The organism is Variovorax sp. FG153 (assembly GCF_057809595.1).
Genome location: NZ_JBMDKG010000063.1, coordinates 17,639 through 33,647, shown reverse-complemented (window position 1 = coordinate 33,647; position 16,009 = coordinate 17,639). Strand labels below are relative to the sequence as shown.

14 protein-coding genes are annotated in these 16,009 nt (G+C 70.7%); 9 read left to right on the top strand and 5 right to left on the bottom strand.

The features are described 5' to 3' along the window. Nucleotides 1–86: 86 nt before the first annotated feature. The 4 genes from ACODT0_RS38365 to ACODT0_RS38350 all read left to right on the top strand — a co-directional run bounded on the left by ACODT0_RS38365 (nt 87) and on the right by ACODT0_RS38350 (nt 3,529). The gene (locus ACODT0_RS38365) at nt 87–1,004 is read left to right on the top strand and encodes an AraC family transcriptional regulator (RefSeq protein WP_082321742.1); all 918 of its coding nucleotides are present in this window, start codon (nt 87–89) and stop codon (nt 1,002–1,004) included. Nucleotides 1,005–1,181: 177 nt separating this feature from the next. After that, nucleotides 1,182–2,156, top strand: a complete 975-nt coding sequence (gene miaA, locus ACODT0_RS38360) for a tRNA (adenosine(37)-N6)-dimethylallyltransferase MiaA (protein ID WP_489043693.1) — start codon at nt 1,182–1,184, stop codon at nt 2,154–2,156. Then, the gene (locus tag ACODT0_RS38355) at nt 2,153–2,806 is read left to right on the top strand and encodes an ABC transporter ATP-binding protein (protein ID WP_296739884.1); all 654 of its coding nucleotides are present in this window, start codon (nt 2,153–2,155) and stop codon (nt 2,804–2,806) included. Before miaA ends, ACODT0_RS38355 begins: the two co-directional genes overlap by 4 nt. A 3-nt stretch (nt 2,807–2,809) precedes the next feature. Next, entirely contained in the window at nt 2,810–3,529 is a 720-nt protein-coding gene (locus ACODT0_RS38350) for a hypothetical protein (protein WP_489043692.1), read from the top strand. Here ACODT0_RS38350 and ACODT0_RS38345 read toward each other — a convergent pair. From ACODT0_RS38345 to ACODT0_RS38330, 4 genes are all read right to left on the bottom strand, one after another. Next, nucleotides 3,526–4,491 carry a threo-3-hydroxy-L-aspartate ammonia-lyase gene (locus tag ACODT0_RS38345; RefSeq protein ID WP_489043691.1) on the bottom strand — a complete coding sequence of 322 codons (966 nt, stop codon included), beginning with the start codon at nt 4,489–4,491 and terminating at the stop codon, nt 3,526–3,528. The two genes, ACODT0_RS38350 and ACODT0_RS38345, sit on opposite strands and share 4 nt — an antisense overlap. Before the next feature lie 121 nt (nt 4,492–4,612). After that, complete coding sequence (locus ACODT0_RS38340) at nt 4,613–7,687, bottom strand: efflux RND transporter permease subunit (RefSeq protein WP_057596851.1); 3,075 nt, start codon at nt 7,685–7,687, stop codon at nt 4,613–4,615. Between the two features lie 10 nt (nt 7,688–7,697). After that, on the bottom strand, nt 7,698–8,900 hold the full coding sequence (locus tag ACODT0_RS38335) for an efflux RND transporter periplasmic adaptor subunit (RefSeq protein ID WP_489043690.1): 1,203 nt from the start codon (nt 8,898–8,900) through the stop codon (nt 7,698–7,700). A gap of 74 nt (nt 8,901–8,974) precedes the next feature. Beyond that, nucleotides 8,975–10,567: an efflux transporter outer membrane subunit gene (locus tag ACODT0_RS38330; protein WP_413762955.1), complete on the bottom strand. Its 1,593-nt coding sequence runs from the start codon at nt 10,565–10,567 to the stop codon at nt 8,975–8,977. A gap of 212 nt (nt 10,568–10,779) precedes the next feature. Between ACODT0_RS38330 and ACODT0_RS38325 the strand changes: the two genes are divergently transcribed. The 3 genes from ACODT0_RS38325 to ACODT0_RS38315 are packed head-to-tail and all read left to right on the top strand — an operon-like array spanning nt 10,780 to nt 13,773. After that, nucleotides 10,780–11,505: a GntR family transcriptional regulator gene (locus tag ACODT0_RS38325; RefSeq protein ID WP_057596853.1), complete on the top strand. Its 726-nt coding sequence runs from the start codon at nt 10,780–10,782 to the stop codon at nt 11,503–11,505. Beyond that, the gene (locus ACODT0_RS38320; RefSeq protein WP_057596854.1) at nt 11,502–12,374 is read left to right on the top strand and encodes a phytanoyl-CoA dioxygenase family protein; all 873 of its coding nucleotides are present in this window, start codon (nt 11,502–11,504) and stop codon (nt 12,372–12,374) included. Before ACODT0_RS38325 ends, ACODT0_RS38320 begins: the two co-directional genes overlap by 4 nt. 37 nt (nt 12,375–12,411) lie before the next feature. Further along, the gene (locus ACODT0_RS38315) at nt 12,412–13,773 is read left to right on the top strand and encodes an NAD(P)H-dependent oxidoreductase (RefSeq protein WP_489043689.1); all 1,362 of its coding nucleotides are present in this window, start codon (nt 12,412–12,414) and stop codon (nt 13,771–13,773) included. Nucleotides 13,774–13,800: 27 nt separating this feature from the next. On the opposite strand, the gene ACODT0_RS38310 is transcribed toward ACODT0_RS38315, so the two are convergent. After that, nucleotides 13,801–14,199, bottom strand: coding sequence for a nuclear transport factor 2 family protein (locus tag ACODT0_RS38310; RefSeq protein WP_057596856.1), 399 nt, complete (start codon nt 14,197–14,199; stop codon nt 13,801–13,803). Nucleotides 14,200–14,384: 185 nt separating this feature from the next. On the opposite strand from ACODT0_RS38310, the gene ACODT0_RS38305 reads away from it, so the two are divergent. Together ACODT0_RS38305 and ACODT0_RS38300 are read left to right on the top strand one after the other, a co-directional pair. Further along, entirely contained in the window at nt 14,385–14,747 is a 363-nt protein-coding gene (locus ACODT0_RS38305) for a YciI family protein (protein WP_057596857.1), read from the top strand. A 19-nt stretch (nt 14,748–14,766) separates the two neighbouring features. Beyond that, nucleotides 14,767–15,999: an RNA polymerase sigma factor gene (locus tag ACODT0_RS38300; protein WP_413762954.1), complete on the top strand. Its 1,233-nt coding sequence runs from the start codon at nt 14,767–14,769 to the stop codon at nt 15,997–15,999. Nucleotides 16,000–16,009: the final 10 nt, after the last annotated feature.

Here is a 16,009-nt window from a genome sequence, read left to right as displayed (position 1 = left end):
TGAAACACCGAGACTGCGGCGGAAATGCGCGCCGCGCGAACGCCCCGGGCTAGACTTTTCGCGACCTGTACTTCGAAAGGATCCAGATGGACCTCGCCGAGCCCGCGCGGCTGGATTCCCCGGCCGTGCTCGACGACCTGCAGCGCGCCGTCGCGCGCACCGCGCAGGCCGACGGCGACTACCTCACGGCCATTCCCGCGCTCTCGCTGCACCGCCGCAGCGCGATGACCGCGCCGCTGCACTGCCTCTACGGTTTCGGCCTCGGCATCACGGTCAGCGGGCAGAAACGCGTGGCGCTCGGCGACGAGGTGTTCGACTATGCCGCGGGCCAGTCGCTGCTGACCACGGCCGACCTGCCCGTGGTCTCGCACATCACCCGCGCCAGCGCGGCGCAGCCCTTCGTCGGCCTGGCGTTGCAGCTCGATCCGCGCGCGATCGTGCAACTGGCCGCCGAGATGGCGCTGCCCCCGCCGCCCCGGGACGGCAACCAGCGCGCCATGTCGCTCGGCGACCTCGACCCCACGCTGCTCGGCGCCGTGACGCGGCTGGTCGACCTGCTCGCCGAGCCGCGGCTGATCCCGCAGCTCGCGCCGCTGCTGCAGCGCGAGATCATGGTGCGGCTGCTCGCGGGCCGCCACGGCCCGCAGCTGCAGCGCCTGGTGGCGATCGGCTCGCCGAGCCAGCAGGTGGCGCAGAGCATGGCCTGGCTCAAGCTCAACTTCACGCGCAACGTGCTGGCCGACGAACTGGCGGCCTCCGCGAACATGAGCCCCTCGACCTTCCGCCAGCATTTCCGCGCCGTGGCGGGCATGAGCCCGATGCAGTACCTCAAGCAGCTGCGGCTGCAGGAAGCGCGGCAGTTGATGCTGAACCAGGGCATCGACGCCGGCACCGCGGGCGTGCGCGTGGGCTACGAGAGCGCCTCGCAGTTCAGCCGCGAATATGCGCGGCTGTTCGGGGCGCCGCCGCTGCGCGACATACGGCGGATGCGCGAGACGAGCTGAGATAGAAACACAACAGCCGGACGCAAAGGACGCGAAGGTCTCGCGAAGAGCGCGAAAGAGAAATTCAAAAAAATCTCCTTGCTTTCCTTTTGCGTCCTTCGCGAGACCTTCGCGTCCTCTGCGTCCGGAAGTCCGTTCCCGTCTTCGTCCCCTCCATTTGCTACGCTCGACCCCTTCATGGGTCCCTTTTCCTCTCCCCCCGATCCACCCCGCTTCATCGCCCTCGCCGGCCCCACCGCCTCTGGCAAGACCGCCGTCGCGCTGGCACTCGCACGCGAACACCCGGTGGAGATCGTCAGCGTCGACTCGGCGCTGGTCTACCGCGGCATGGACATCGGCACCGCCAAGCCCAGCGCCGACGAGCTGCGCGCGGTGCCGCACCACCTGATCGACATCCTCGATGCGCGCGAGAGCTACAGCGCGGCGGCCTTCGTGGCCGATGCGGCGCGGCTGATCGACGAGATCCGCGCGCGCGGCGCGATGCCGCTGCTGGTGGGCGGCACCATGCTGTACTTCAAGGCGCTGTTCGACGGCATCGACGCGATGCCGGCGGCCGATGCCGCGGTGCGCGCGCGCATCGATGCCGAGGCCGCCGAACTCGGCTGGCCCGCGATGCATGCGCGGCTCGCGCAGGTCGATCCGGTCACGGCCGCGCGGCTCGCGCCGCAGGACAGCCAGCGCATCCAGCGCGCGCTCGAGGTGTACGAGAGCAGCGGCCAGCCGCTGTCGCACTTCCATGGCAGCGACAGCAAGTCCACGCGCGGCGTCGAGGGCGGCCGGCTGTTCTCGCTCGAGCCCGCCGACCGCGCCTGGCTGCATGCGCGCATCGCGCAGCGCTTCGACGCCATGCTGGCCGCGGGCTTCCTCGACGAGGTGCGTGCGCTGCGCGCGCGCGGCGACCTCTCGCCCGAGCTGCCCTCGATGCGCTGCGTCGGTTACCGGCAGGCCTGGGAGACCCTCGACGCCGCCGACCCGCCCGATGCCGCCGCCCTGCAGGACCTGCGCGAACGCGGCATCGCCGCCACGCGCCAGCTCGCCAAGCGCCAGGTCACCTGGCTGCGCGGCATGCCCCACCGCACCGTGATCGCCTGCGACGCGCTCGACGCGCTGCCGTCGGCGGTGCGCCTCATCGCGCCCACGCTCCTCCCATGACCCTGCGCATCTCCGACCTGGGCAAGCACTACGGCCAGGCGCCGGTGTTCGAACACGTCAGCCTCGCGATCGAGCCCGGCGAGTTCGTCGCCATCGTCGGCGAATCGGGCGTCGGCAAGTCCACGCTGCTCAACTGCATGGCCGGCCTCGACCGCTGGGACACCGGCAGCGTGGTGCACGACGGCACCGACATCGGCGCGCTCGACGCCGAGGCCTGCGCGCTCTGGCGCCGGCGCCACGTGGGCTTCGTGTTCCAGGCCTTCCACGTGCTGCCGCACCTCGACGTGGCGCAGAACGTCGCGCTGCCGCTGATGCTGCTCGGCGAGCGCCGCGACGAGGCGCGCATCGCGCGCATGCTCGAGGCCGTGGGCCTGCCGGGCATGGGCGCGCGGCTGCCGCAGACGCTCTCGGGCGGCCAGCTGCAGCGCGTGGCGATCGCGCGCGCGCTGGTGCACCGGCCCGCGCTGCTGCTGGCCGACGAACCCACGGGCAACCTCGATCCCTCGACCGCCGCCAAGGTCATGGACCTGCTGATCGCGCAGACGCGCGAGCATGGCGCCTCGCTGGTGCTGGTCACGCATTCGGAGAGCGCGGCCGCGCGCGCCGACCGGCTGCTGCATCTCACGGCCGCGGGCATCCGCGTCGGCTGAACGGTGCGCGCGCCCTGGCCGCTGGCCGCGATCGCGGCGATCTACGTCGCCACCGAGCTGTGGCAGGTGGCCATGCGGCCCAGTTCGATGATCGGCATCCGGCTGGCCGTCTATGCGCTGGTGTTCCTGGCCGCGCTGCGCGGCAGCCGCGCGGCGGCCTGGCTCTGGGGCGCGATCAGCGCGGTCGCGGCCGTCGCCAGCGCCTTCGCGCTCTGGACCTTGATTTCCACGCGCAACGCCAACGGCGTGGGCCCGGCGACGATCGCCTTCATCGGCTTCCAGGCCGTCTTCTACGCGGTGGGCACGGCCTACATCTTCGGCAGCCGTTCGCTGCGCGCGTTCCAGCGGGCGCGCGGCGCGCTGCGCGGCAAGGGACCGGCCGCCCCGTCGCAATCGCCCTACGACGGCGCGCGCATCGCGCTCGGCAGCGACGCACTGATGCTGGTGCGCCAGGGCAACGTGCAGACCCGTGTCGAGCTCGCGGCCATCGATGCCATCGCGGTGCGCTCGCAGACCATGGCCGAGGGCCTGCCGCGCGTGTGGATCGAGCCCTGCGCGCAGCGCGACGGCGCGCAGCCGCTGATGGCGGTCACCACGCTGGCCGGCGGCTTCGCGCGCTTCGAGGCCTGGCTGTTCGAGCTGCCGGGTTTCGATGCGCCGGCCTACCGGCAGTTGCTCGAATGCGGCGAGAACGCGCGCCGCGTCGTCTGGCAACGACCCTAGGCGGTGCCGCCGAGCAGCGCCGCGTAGCGCCCCAGGTCCACGTTGCCGCCGCTGATCAGCACGCCCACGCGCTGGCCCGCGATCAGCGAACCCGCCGCGCAGGCGGCCGCGAACGCGAGGCAGCCCGTGGGCTCGACCACCATCTTCATGCGTTCGGCGAAGAAGCGCATCGCCTCCACGAGCTGCGCATCGCTGACCGTGAAGATGTCGTCGACGTCGCGCCGGATGATGCCGAAGGTGTACTCGCCCAGGTGCTGGGTCTGCGCGCCGTCGGCGATGGTCTTGGGCGTGTCGATGTGCGCGATGCTGCCCGCACGGAACGATTGCTGGCCGTCGTTGCCGGCCTCGGGCTCGACGCCGTAGACCTTGCAGCCGGGCGCGAGCGCGCGCGCCGACAGCGCCGAGCCCGACAGCAGCCCGCCGCCGCCGAGGCAGACGAACAGGTGGTCGAGCGGGCCGGTCTCCTCGATCAGTTCCTTCACGGCCGTGCCCTGGCCGCTGAGCACGTCGGGATGGTCGTAGGGCGGGATCAGCGTCATGCCGCGCTCGGTGGCGAGCCGGCGCGTCAGCGCCTCGCGGTCCTCGGTGAAGCGGTCGTACTGCACCACCTCGGCGCCGTAGCCGCGCGTGGCCGCGAGCTTGGCGGCCGGCGCGTCCTTGGGCATCACGATCACCGCGGGCATGGCCAGCAGGCGCGCGGCGAGCGCGATCGCCTGCGCATGGTTGCCCGACGAGAAGGCGATCACGCCACCCTTGCGCTGCTCGGCGTCGAACTTCGACAAGGCATTGAAGGCACCACGGAACTTGAACGCGCCCATGCGCTGGAAGTTCTCGCACTTGAAGAAGAACCGGGCGCCCCAGCGGGCATCGGCGGTGCTGGATCGCAGCACCGGCGTGCGGTGGGCATGGCCTTCGAGCCGCGCGGCCGCGGCGGTGACATCGTCGTAGGTGGGGAGTTGCATGGGCCTAGTGTCGCGCAGTTGAAAGCGCGCGGGCAAGGCGGCGGACGCGGGGAGATCCCCCAAAAAAGAAGCCCGCGGTCTTCGCGACCGCGGGCCCTTCATCCATCGCGTGGGCGCCGGCTCAGGCCTCGGGCGCCACCTGCTGCTGCGGCGCAACCGCGTCGGCCTGGCCGGTCTCTTCCTTCTGGTGCCGCGCCGCGATGAACAGGTACATCGCCGGCACCACGAACAGCGTGAACAGCGTGCCGATCGACAGCCCGCTGAAGATCACGATGCCCATCGCCTTGCGGCCCGCCGCGCCGGCACCCGAGGCGATCACCAGCGGGAGCACGCCGAACACCATGGCGGCCGTCGTCATCAGGATCGGGCGCAGCCGCGTGCCCGAGGCCTCGACGATGGCGTCGAGCTTGCTCAGGCCCTGCTTCTGCAGCCGGTTCGCCACCTCGACGATCAGGATGCCGTGCTTGCTGATGAGGCCCATCAGCGTCACCAGCCCGACCTGCGTGTAGATGTTCATCGAGGCGAAGCCCCAGAAGATGAAGATCATGGCGCCGAACAGCGCCAGCGGCACCGACACCAGGATCACGATCGGGTCGCGGAAGCTCTCGAACTGCGCCGCCAGCGCCAGGAACACGATGATCAGCGCGAACAGGAAGGTGATGGCGAAGTTGCCCGACTCCTGCACGAACTGGCGCGACTGGCCCGCGTAGTCGACCGTGTAGCCACTGGGCGCGAGCTGCTGCACCACGCCGCGCAGGTACTCGAGCGTCTCGCCCTGCGTGCCGCTGGGTACGCCCTGGATCGTCACCGAGTTGAGCTGCTGGAAGTGGTTCACCGTCTCGGGCTGCACGCTGTACTTCAGGCTCGCGACCGTGCTGGCCGGCACCACGCCGTTGGGCGTCTTGATGTAGAAGTTCAGCACGTCCGAGGGGTTGAGCCGGTCCACCTGCTGCACCTGCGGGATCACCTTGTAGGAGCGGCCCGAGATCGAGAAGTAGTTGACGTAGCCGCCACCGAGCGCCGCGCCCAGCGCGTTGCCCACGTCCTGCTGCGTGATGCCGAGCGAGGCGATCTTGTCGCGGTCGACCACCACGGTGGCCTGCGGCAGGTCGATCTTGAGGTCGGCGTCGATGTAGTAGAACTTTCCGTCCGCGCGCGCCTTGTCCATGATCTGCTGCGCGAGCGTGTTGAGGTTCTCGAACGGCTCGGTGGTCTTGATCACGAACTGCACCGGCAGCCCCGAGGCGCCCGGCAGCGCCGGGAACTGGAAGGCCACCACCTTGGCGCCCGCGATGCCGTTCCAGCGTTGCTGCAGGTCGGCCTGGATGTCGTGCGCGCTGCGCGTGCGCTGGTCCCAGGGCTTGAGCAGCACGCCGGCGATGCCGGCATTGGTGCTCGGCACGCCGGTCAGCTGGAACAGCTGCGCGTACTCGGGCGTGTCGTGCGCGACCTTGAAGATCTGGTCGGCATAGGTCTGCATCTGCGTGATGGTGGCCGTGGGCGCGCCCACCACCTGCGACAGCACGATGCCCTGGTCCTCCTCGGGTGCCAGCTCGGACTTCGACATCTTGAACATCACGAACAGGAGGCCGATGAGGATCACCCCCATCACGATCATCACCGGCCAGGTGCGCAGCACGCCGCGCAGGATCAGCGCGTAGCGGTGGTGCACGCGCTCGAAGACGTGCTCGATCTTGGTCGCGAACTTGCCGCTGTCCTGCTCGGGCTTGAAGATGCGCGAGCACATCATCGGCGACAGCGTGAGCGCGACCACGCCCGACACCACCACGGCGCCCGCGAGCGTGAACGCGAACTCGGTGAACAGCGAGCCGGTCAGCCCGCCCTGGAAGCCGATGGGCACGTACACCGCCACCAGCACCACGGTCATCGCGAGAATGGGCCCGCCGAGCTCGCGCGCTGCGAGCAGCGCCGCCTGCATCGGCGACTTGCCCTCGCGCATGTGCCGGTCGACGTTCTCCACCACGATGATGGCGTCGTCCACCACCAGCCCGATCGCCAGCACCAGCGCCAGCAGCGTGAGCAGGTTGATCGAGTAGCCCAGCGCCAGCATCACGAAGAAGGTGCCGATCAGCGACAGCGGCATCGCGATCACCGGCACCAGCACCGCGCGCAGGCTGCCCAGGAAGAGATAGATCACCACCGTCACGATCAGCAGCGCCTCGACCAGCGTCTTGATCACCTCGCTGATCGAGGTGTTGATGAAGTCGGTCGAGTCGTAGACGATCTTGCCGGTCAGCCCGCTGGGCAGCTGGGCCTGCAGCTCGGGGAAGGTGGTGCGCACCTGCTTGGCCACGTCGAGGATGTTGGCCTCGGGCGCGACCTTGATGCCGATGAACACCGAGCGCACGCCGTTGAAGGCGACGTTGAAGTCGTAGTTCTCGGAGCCCAGCGTCACGTTGGCCACATCCTGCAGCCGCACGATGGCGCCGTTGCTGCTCTTGATGGACAGCTGCTTGAACTCGTCCACGCTGTGCAGCGAGGTGCCCGCGGTGAGCGGCACGCTCACCATCTGGCCCTTGCTCTGGCCGACGGCGGCGAGGTAGTTGTTGGCGGCCAGCGCCGCGCTCACGTCGGTCGCCGTCACGCCGTAGGCGGCCATCTTCTGCGCATCGAGCCAGGCCCGCAGCGCGAAGGTGCGCGCACCGAGGATTTCGGCGGTCTGCACGCCGGGAATGGCATTGAGCTTGGGCTGCACCACGCGCACCAGGAAGTCGGTGACGTTGTTGTTGGGCAGCGTGTCGCTGTAGAAGCCGATGTACATGGCATCGGTGGTCTGGCCGGTGGCCACTGTCAGCACCGGCTGCTGCGCCTGCGGCGGCAGCTGGTTGCGCACCGAGTTGACCTGGGTGTTGATCTCGGTCAGCGCGCGGTTCGAGTCGTAGTTCAGCCGCAGGGTGGCGGTGATGGTCGACACGCCCAGGCTGCTCGAGGACGACAGGTAGTCGATGCCCTGGGCCTGCGACACGGCGGCCTCGAGCGGCTGCGTGATGAAGCCCGCGACCGTGGCGGCGTCGGCACCGTAGTAGGCGGTGCTGATGGTGACCACGCCGTTCTCGGTCTTCGGATACTGGTTGACCGGCAGGCCGGCCAGCGCGCGCAGCCCGAGGACCACGATCAGCAGGCTCACCACCATCGCCAGCACGGGCCGGCGGATGAAGATGTCGGTGAAGTTCATGCGGACGGCCTCACTTTTCCTGCGGCGTCGGGTTCGGGCTGTTGGCCGGCTGGACGCTGTTGTCGACCTTCACCGGCGTGCCGTTCTTCAGCTTGTTCTGCCCGCTGCTCACCACCACCTGGCCGGCCTCCAGGCCCTTGACGATGGCGATCTGGTCGCCGCGCGTCGGGCCGGTCTCGACGAAGACCTGCTGCGCGACCAGCTGGTCGCCGCTCGGCGCGTTGGCATTGGCCGCCGGCGCGGCCGGCGCGGCCGGCGCGGCGCCCGATGCGCCGGCGGCGGGCGCGGTCGCGGCCTTGAAGGCATCGGCCGTCTTCACCACGAACACGGTCGAGCCGTAGGGGTTGTAGGTGACGGCGGTGGACGGCAGCGTGAGCTGTTCACGCGCGCCGCCGATGTCGATCTTCACGGTCGCGAACATGCCCGGCAGCAGTTGCTGCTTCGGGTTCGAGACGGTGGCCTGCACCTGCACATTGCGCGTGGTGGCATCCACCTTGGGGCTGATCGCATTGATCTTTCCGCTGAAGACCTGGCCGGCGAAGGCATCGACCGCGAGGTTCACCGCCTGGCCGACCGCGAGCCCCGCGAGCTGCTGCTGCGGCAGCGTGAAGTCGACGTAGATCGGGTCCAGCGTCTGCAAGGTGACCAGCTTGTCGCCCGCGTTCACGTACTGGCCCGGATTCAGCGAAGTGATGCCCAGGCGGCCCGCGAACGGCGCGCGGATCGACTTCTTCGCCACCAGCGCGGCCTGCTGCTCGACCTGCGCGCGCTTGGCCTTGAGGTCGTTGGTGTCGGCATCGATCTGCGCCTGGCTCACGGCCTGCACCGCGAGCTGCGCCTGGTCGCGCTTGAGCACGGTGGCGGCCTGCGCGGCGGCGGCCTCGGCCGCATGCAGCTGGGCGATGTCGGAGTCAGCGTTGAGCTCGACCAGCAGCGCGCCGGCCTTCACGTCCTGCCCGGACTTGAAATGCACCTGGCGCACCAGCCCGGCCACCTCGGTGCCGAGGTCGGCGCCGCGCACCGGGTTCAGCGTGCCGACCGCGGAGAACTGGGACTGCCACTGCAGCTTCTGCACCTCGACCGTCGACACGGTCTGCGGGCCCGGCTTGGGCACGGCGGCAATCAACGCGCGGATCTGCAGGAACTTGCCGAGCGCCAGCGCGGCAACGACCAGCAGCACGCAGCCGATCATGATGATCATTCTCCGGGTCATGGGTAGGCTTCTCTTCGAGTTATGGATGAAGGGATGGGGTGCCGCGGCATGAGGTTTTCATGCCGCGGCGGGATTCAGTTCCGCGCCGGGGCGGATGCGGTGTCGGCGGCCGGGGCGATGGTCGCGTCGGCGAGTTCGCCGCGGTTCCACCAGCCGCCGCCCAGCGCCTGGAACAGCGCGGCGGTGTCGGCATGGCGCGCGGCCTGGGCCTGCACCAGCGCGGTGTGCGTCTGCAGCCAGGCCTGCTGCGCGGTCAGCAGCTGCACGTAGCTGACGGCACCGGCGCGGAACTGCGCGGTCGCCAGGTCGAGCGACTGCCTGGCGAGCGACTCGGCCGTGGCCTGGGTCTGCAGCGCCGTGGCATCGAGCTCGAGCGCGCGCAGCGCATCGGCCACGTTCTGGAAGGCACCGAGCACGGTGTCGCGGTATTGCGCCGCGGCCGCGTCGTAGGCCGCGACCGCCGCGCGCTTCTGCGCGCGCAGCGTGCCGCCATCGAAGATCGGCTGCGCGAGCGCGGCGCCCACGCTCCAGAAATCGGTGGCCGAGCGGAACAGGTCGCGCGAGCGCGTGGCGCTGCTGCCGTAGCTGCCGGTGAGGTTGAACTTGGGATAGAGGTTGGCCGTGGCCACGCCGATCTGGGCGCTGGCCGCGTGCAGCCGGGCCTCGCTGGCGCGCACGTCGGGCCGCTGGCGCGCGAGCTCGGAGGGCAGCGACAGTGGCAGCTCGGCCGGCAGGTTCAGGCTCGCGAGATCGAACTCGGGCAGCCCGGCCTCGCTCGGCAGCCGGCCCGCGTAGACCGCGAGCTGATGGCGCGTCTGCGCGAGCGACTTCTCGATCGCCGGGATCGTGGCCAGCGTCTGCGCGACCTGGGTGCGCTGCTGCAGCACGGTCGACTTCGGGATGGCGCCGGTGTCGAACTGCTTTTCGATCACGTCGAGCTGCTGCTGCTGCGCCTGCAGCACCTCGCGCGTGGCCTGCAGCTGCGCGCGCAGCGCGGCCTCGCGGATCGCCGTGGTCACGAGGTTGCCGGTCAGGGTCAGGTAGACCGCCTCGACCTGGTAGCCCTGCGCCTCGAGCGTGGCCTGCGCGCCCTCGAGCGCGCGGCGGTTGCCGCCGAAGACGTCGAGCGCATAGCTGACGTTGACCTGGGCGTTGTAGAGCGTGAGCAGCTGGCCGCCGGGCACCTGCGTCGTGACCTGCGAGGCGCGCTCGCGCGTGCCGCCCAGCGAGCCGTTGACCTGGGGCCACAGCAGGCTGCCCGACTGGGCCTCGTAATTGGCCTGGGCCTGGCGCAAGGTGGCCTGGGCCGAGGCCAGCGTGGGGCTCTGCGCGAGCGCGTCGCGGATCAGGCGGTCGAGCGGTTCGGAACGGAACACGGCCCACCACTGCGCGGGAATGTCCCGGCCCGGCAGCAGTTGCTGCGACTGGCCGCCCGGAACCGGCGCCTGCGCGGTGCGCCCGGGCATCGGCGAGGCCGTGTAGTCGGCGCCCTGCGCGGCGGCCGGCAGGCCCGGCGTCTTGAAGTCGGGGCCGAGCGTGCAGGCGCTCAGCAGCAGGGCCGCTCCCAGGACGGCACCCTGGCGGGGCCAGGCTGCGCGACTGCGCGCGGGGCCGGCCGGCGAGGCGTGGCGGGGGTCCTGCGTTGCTTTGTTGTCTTGGTTTTGCATTGGGCGAGGGTTGTACACCCGGAAGGTCGCGAAAAGCTGACCTGAAAAGAAAGAAAGAAAGAAAGGAAAGACCCGTCGAAATCGGGCTGGATTGTGTGGCCGGGCGTTACGCGAGCATTGCGGGTGCTACCGGCCACGCCGGTGAAAACCCTAGCTGCGCAGCCGTGCCGGATTCCGTACTCTGTATACAGAGTTCAGAAACGGAGTCACCCATGCCCGCCCAGCTCGTCAGCATCGAGGTCGCGCCCGACCTCGTCGACCAGGTGTACCGCGCCCTGCTCGGCGCGATCAGCAGCGGCGAGCTCGCGCCCGGCGAGCGGCTCACGCAGGAGGACATCGCGCAGCGGCTCGCGGTGTCGCGCCAACCGGTGCTGCAGGCGCTGCGGCTGCTCAAGAAGGACGGCTTCGTGCACGACGCGCCGGGCCGCGGCGTGCTGGTGGCGCCGCTCGACGCCGACTGGATGCGCAAGGTCTACCAGGTGCGCGGCGCGCTCGACGTGCTGGCCGCGCGGCTCGCGGCGGCCGAGCGCTTTCGCATCGACCCCGAGCTGATGGAGCGCGGGCGCCGCGCCGCGGGCGGGCGCGACGTCGAGGCCATGATCGATGCCGACATGGCCTTCCACCAGGCCATCTACGCGGCCTCGGGCAATCCGCTGATCGCGCAGAGCGCCGACCAGCACTGGCGCCACCTGCGCCGCGCGATGGGCGCGGTGCTGCAGGCCGAGCCGCAGCGCGAGTCGCTGTGGGACGAACACGAGGCCATCGCGGCCGCCATCGCCGCGGGCGATGCCGGCGAGGCCGCGCGCCTGAGCGAGGAGCACGTGGCGCAGGCCAGCGAGGCGCTGGGCCGGCGCCTGGCCGAGCAGCTCGCGCGCGCATCCACCCCCTCTTCCCCGATCCCTTCCCACCCACGCACGACCCAAGGAGACACCGCATGAAGCTGACCCCCGAGCAACGCGCGCAGTTCGAGCGCGACGGCTACCTGTTCTTTCCCGGCCATTTCTCCCCCGAGGAGACCCGCGTGCTGACCGACGCGGTGCCCGAGCTCTACGGCCGCCGCGAGGCCTTCAACGTGCGCGAGAAGGGCTCGGACGCGGTGCGCACGAACTTCGCGGCCCACCTCTACAGCGAGCCCTTCGCGAAGCTCGCGCGCCATCCGCGCATGGTGGGCCCGGTGCGCGACCTCTTCGAGGAGGAGGTCTACATGCACCAGTTCAAGATCAACGGCAAGATGGCCTTCGAGGGCGACGTCTGGCAATGGCACCAGGACTACGGCACCTGGCTCAACGACGACCTGATGCCGACCGAGCGCGCGATGAACGTCGCGATCTTTCTCGACGACGTGAACGAGCACAACGGCCCGCTGATGTTCATCCCGGGCAGCCACCGCAAGGGCGTGGTCGACGCGAAGCACGACCTCACGACCACCAGCTACCCGCTGTGGACGGTCGACAACGCGCTGATCCGCCAGCTGGTGGATCGCGCCGGCGGCAAGGACGGCGGCATCGTCTCGCCCAAGGGCCCGGCCGGTTCGATGATCCTGTTCCACAGCTGCCTGGTGCATGCCTCGGGCAGCAACCTGTCGCCGTTCAACCGCGTGGCCGTCTACCTGAGCCTGTGCGCGGTCAGCAACCACATCCGCCGCCACAAGCGTCCCGAGTACATCGCGCACCGCGACTTCGCGCCGATAGCGATGCTGCCCGACGACTGCCTGCTTAAGCCCTACCCGGTCGACCTGCCGTGGAAGAACGGCCTGCCCGAGAGCGCGCTGCGCACCTCGACCGAGACGCTCGAGGCCGTCGCCTGACCCCGCCCAGAAGAACCACCGAGACAAGACCCCTTCCATGAGCCTCCACCAGAAACTCCAGCAGCGCGCCGCCGAAGGCCGCCCGATCCGCATCGGCCTGATCGGCGCCGGCAAGTTCGGTTCGATGTACCTCGCGCAGATCCCGCGCACGCCGGGTGTGCAGCTGGTCGCGATCGCCGACCTCTCGCCCGCGGCCGCGCGCGTCAACCTCGAGCGCGTGGGCTGGGAGGCCGCGCGCGCCAACGCAACGTCGGTGCAGGAAGCGCTGAAGTCCGGCGCCACCTGGATCACTGAGGACTGGCAGGCCGTGACGCGCGAGCCTTCGATCGACATCGTGGTCGAGTGCACCGGCAATCCCGTGGCCGCGGTCGACCACTGCCTCGACGCCTTCGCGCACGGCAAGCACGTGGTCAACGTGACGGTCGAGGCCGATGCCTTCTGCGGCCCGCTGCTGGCGCGCCGCGCGCAGCAGGCGGGCGTGGTCTATTCGCTGGCCTTCGGCGACCAGCCCGCGCTGATCTGCGACCTGGTGGACTGGGCCCGCACCTGCGGCTTTCCGGTGGTGGCGGCCGGGCGCGGCCACAAGTGGCTGCCGCACTTCAGCGAATCCACGCCCGAGACCGTCTGGAGCAACTACGGCCTCACGCCCGAGCAGGCGCGGCGCGGCGGGCTCAACCCGAAGATGTTCAACAGCTTCCTCGACGGCTCCAAGCCCTCGATCGAGAGCTCGGCCGTGGCCAATGCCACCGGGCTGGGCGTGCCCTCCGACGGCCTGCTCTATCCGCCGGCCAGCGTGGAGGACATCCCGTTCGTGACCCGCCCGCGCAGCGAGGGCGGCGTGCTCGAGCGCAAGGGCATGGTCGAGGTGGTCTCCTCGCTCGAGGCCGACGGCCGCAGGATCCCCTACGACATCCGCATGGGCGTGTGGGTCACGGTCGAGGCCGAGACCGACTACATCAAGAACTGCTTCGAGGAATACAACGCCCACACCGACCCGAGCGGGCGCTACTTCACGCTCTACAAGCGCTGGCACCTGATCGGGCTCGAGGTCGGCCTGTCGGTCGCGAGCGTGGCGCTGCGCGGCGAACCCACGGGCGTGGCCACCTGCTGGAACGCCGACGTGGTCGCCACCGCCAAGCGCGACCTCGCGCCCGGCGAGCTGCTCGACGGCGAAGGCGGCTACACGGTCTGGGGCAAGCTGCTGCCGGCCGAGCGCTCGCTGCGCATCGGCGGCCTGCCGCTGGGGCTGGCGCACGGCATCAAGCTGGTGCGCCCGGTGCGCAAGGGCCAGAGCCTGACCTGGGCCGACGTGGCGATGGACACCGGCACCCACGCCTTCAAGCTGCGCAGCGAACTCGAGGCGATGTTCGCGCCGAAGGAACAGGCCCGGGCGGCCTGAACCCGACCCACATCACGACGGCGCGGCTCAGCCCGCGTCCGCCACCGGCAGGTAGACCTCGTGCCACAGCACGACCTTGCCGAGCGCATCGAAGCGCAGCAGCAGCATCGCGTCGAAGTGGTCGACCGCGCCCGCGGTCCGCTCGACGCGCGCGCGCATCGCGAGCACCACCGACTCCTCGTCCGCCACCGCGTGGCTCACGCGGTAGTCGATGCGCGCGATCGTGGCGCGAAAGCCGTTCAGGAACGCCAGGTAGTTGTCGTGGTCGGCATCGTGGCGGCGGCCGTTGGCCTCAACCACGAAGCGTGGCGCGAAGCGTTCGGCGATCAGCGCCTGCGTGAGCGCGGTGTCGGCGCGCAGGTTCTTCCGGTTCCAGTCCAGCAGTTCGTGCGCCCGGCGCAGGTTGTCGTCGCGTGTCATCGGCATCGGTCGATTCTGCCTCGGGCGACCGGCCCGGCCGGCCAGCGCCAGGCTGAAGGTCGGGGCGACCGCCATTGCGCTGCCGGCCGCGTCGTAAAAGAATATGCAACTCGCTGTCGAAATGCCGGTCAGCCAGCCGTCATTGGTGTGAGCGATCTTGCTCGATCCGCTTTTCACGACGGAGTTGCACCATGCAGTACATGCTTTTGTTCTATCAGACGCCTGCCGAATTCGAGCAGCGCGACGATGCGTCCGCCCAGGCCCGGCGCGCGAGCTGGGTGGCCTATGCCGACGCGGTGCGCCAGTCGGGCCTCGCGCTCGGCGGCCACGGCCTGATGCCGCCGATGACCGGCACCACCCTGCGCATCCGCGGCGACAGGCGCCAGGTGCAGGACGGCCCCTTCGCCGACACCAAGGAGCAGCTCGGCGGCTACTTCGTGATCGACGTGCCCGACCTCGACGCCGCGCTCGAATGGGCCGCGCGCGCGCCCTGCGCCGCCACCGGCGGCGTGGAAGTCCGTCCGGCCTTCACCGCCAGCGCCCAGGGCGGTTGAGGCCGCCGGGGCACGCGCCATGAACGACACGGCCGCCCGCGAGGCTGCCGAGCGAGCGGCCCGCCAGTCCTATGGCCGGCTGCTCGCGATCCTCTCGGCACGCACGCACGACATCGCCGGCTCCGAGGACGCGCTGGCCGATGCCTTCGCGCGCGCGCTCGAGCGCTGGCCCGCCGATGGCGTGCCCGAGCGTCCCGACGCCTGGCTGCTGAGCGTCGCGCGCAACCGCCGGCTCGACGCCTGGCGCCACACCCGCGTGCAGGACGACGCCACCCAGACCCTGCTGCTGCTGGCCGGCGAGATGGACACCGCCGAGGCCGAGGGCCATGCCGTGCCCGACGACCGGCTGCGCCTGTTCTTCGTCTGCGCCCATCCGGCCATCGACGCCGCCGCGCGCACGCCGCTGATGCTGCAGACCGTGCTGGGCCTCGATGCCGCGCGCATGGCCGGCGCCTTCCTCACCTCGCCCGCCACCTTGAGCCAGCGGCTGGTGCGCGCCAAGACACGCATCCGCAACGCGCGCATCCCCTTCGAGTACCCGCAGGCTCGCGAGCTGCCGCAGCGGCTGCAGGACGTGCTCGACGGCATCTATGCCGCCTACGGCACCGGCTGGGACGACGTCGACGGCGCCGATGCGCGGCCCGACGGCCTCACCACCGAGGCCATCGACCTCGGCCGCATCCTCTGCGCGCTGATGCCCGAGGAGCCCGAGCCGCTGGGCCTGCTCGCGCTGATGCTGTTCTGCGAGAGCCGCGCCGAGGCGCGCCGCAGCGACAGCGGGGCCTACGTGCCGCTCGACCAGCAGGATCCGGCGCGCTGGAATCCCGACCTGCTCGCCGAGGCCGAGGCCTGCCTGCGCCGCGCCTCGGCCATGCAGCGCCTGGGCGCCTACCAGCTCGAGGCCGCGATCCAGTCGGCGCACTGCGAGCGCCGCGTCGGCGCGCCGGTGCCGCCCGAGGCGCTGGTGTCGCTCTACGAAGGCCTGCTCGCGCTGCGGCCCAGCATCGGCGCGCAGGTGAGCCTGGCCTGCGCGCTCGCCAACGCGCGCGGACCCGACGCCGGCCTGCGCACGCTCGATGCGATCCCGCCCGACGAGGTCGCGAACTACCAGCCCTTCTGGGCCGCGCGCGCGCACCTGCTGGCGGCCGGCGGCGCGCGCGCCGCGGCGCGCCAGGCCTACGAGCGCGCGATCGGCCTCGCGAGCAGCGCGGCGGTGCGCACCTACCTCGGGGCGATGATGCTGCGCCTGTGAGGCGCGGCGC

Coding starts and splice junctions, on each gene's coding strand:
- ACODT0_RS38355 (WP_296739884.1), top strand. CDS start 2,153: ATGACCCTGCGCATCTCCGACCTGGGCAAGCACTACGGCCAGGCGCCG.
- ACODT0_RS38320 (WP_057596854.1), top strand. CDS start 11,502: ATGAAGCTGACCCCCGAGCAACGCGCGCAGTTCGAGCGCGACGGCTAC.
- ACODT0_RS38300 (WP_413762954.1), top strand. CDS start 14,767: ATGAACGACACGGCCGCCCGCGAGGCTGCCGAGCGAGCGGCCCGCCAG.
- ACODT0_RS38330 (WP_413762955.1), bottom strand. CDS start 10,567: ATGCAAAACCAAGACAACAAAGCAACGCAGGACCCCCGCCACGCCTCG.
- ACODT0_RS38310 (WP_057596856.1), bottom strand. CDS start 14,199: ATGCCGATGACACGCGACGACAACCTGCGCCGGGCGCACGAACTGCTG.
- ACODT0_RS38365 (WP_082321742.1), top strand. CDS start 87: ATGGACCTCGCCGAGCCCGCGCGGCTGGATTCCCCGGCCGTGCTCGAC.
- ACODT0_RS38315 (WP_489043689.1), top strand. CDS start 12,412: ATGAGCCTCCACCAGAAACTCCAGCAGCGCGCCGCCGAAGGCCGCCCG.
- ACODT0_RS38340 (WP_057596851.1), bottom strand. CDS start 7,687: ATGAACTTCACCGACATCTTCATCCGCCGGCCCGTGCTGGCGATGGTG.
- ACODT0_RS38325 (WP_057596853.1), top strand. CDS start 10,780: ATGCCCGCCCAGCTCGTCAGCATCGAGGTCGCGCCCGACCTCGTCGAC.
- ACODT0_RS38305 (WP_057596857.1), top strand. CDS start 14,385: ATGCAGTACATGCTTTTGTTCTATCAGACGCCTGCCGAATTCGAGCAG.
- ACODT0_RS38335 (WP_489043690.1), bottom strand. CDS start 8,900: ATGACCCGGAGAATGATCATCATGATCGGCTGCGTGCTGCTGGTCGTT.
- miaA (WP_489043693.1), top strand. CDS start 1,182: ATGGGTCCCTTTTCCTCTCCCCCCGATCCACCCCGCTTCATCGCCCTC.
- ACODT0_RS38345 (WP_489043691.1), bottom strand. CDS start 4,491: ATGCAACTCCCCACCTACGACGATGTCACCGCCGCGGCCGCGCGGCTC.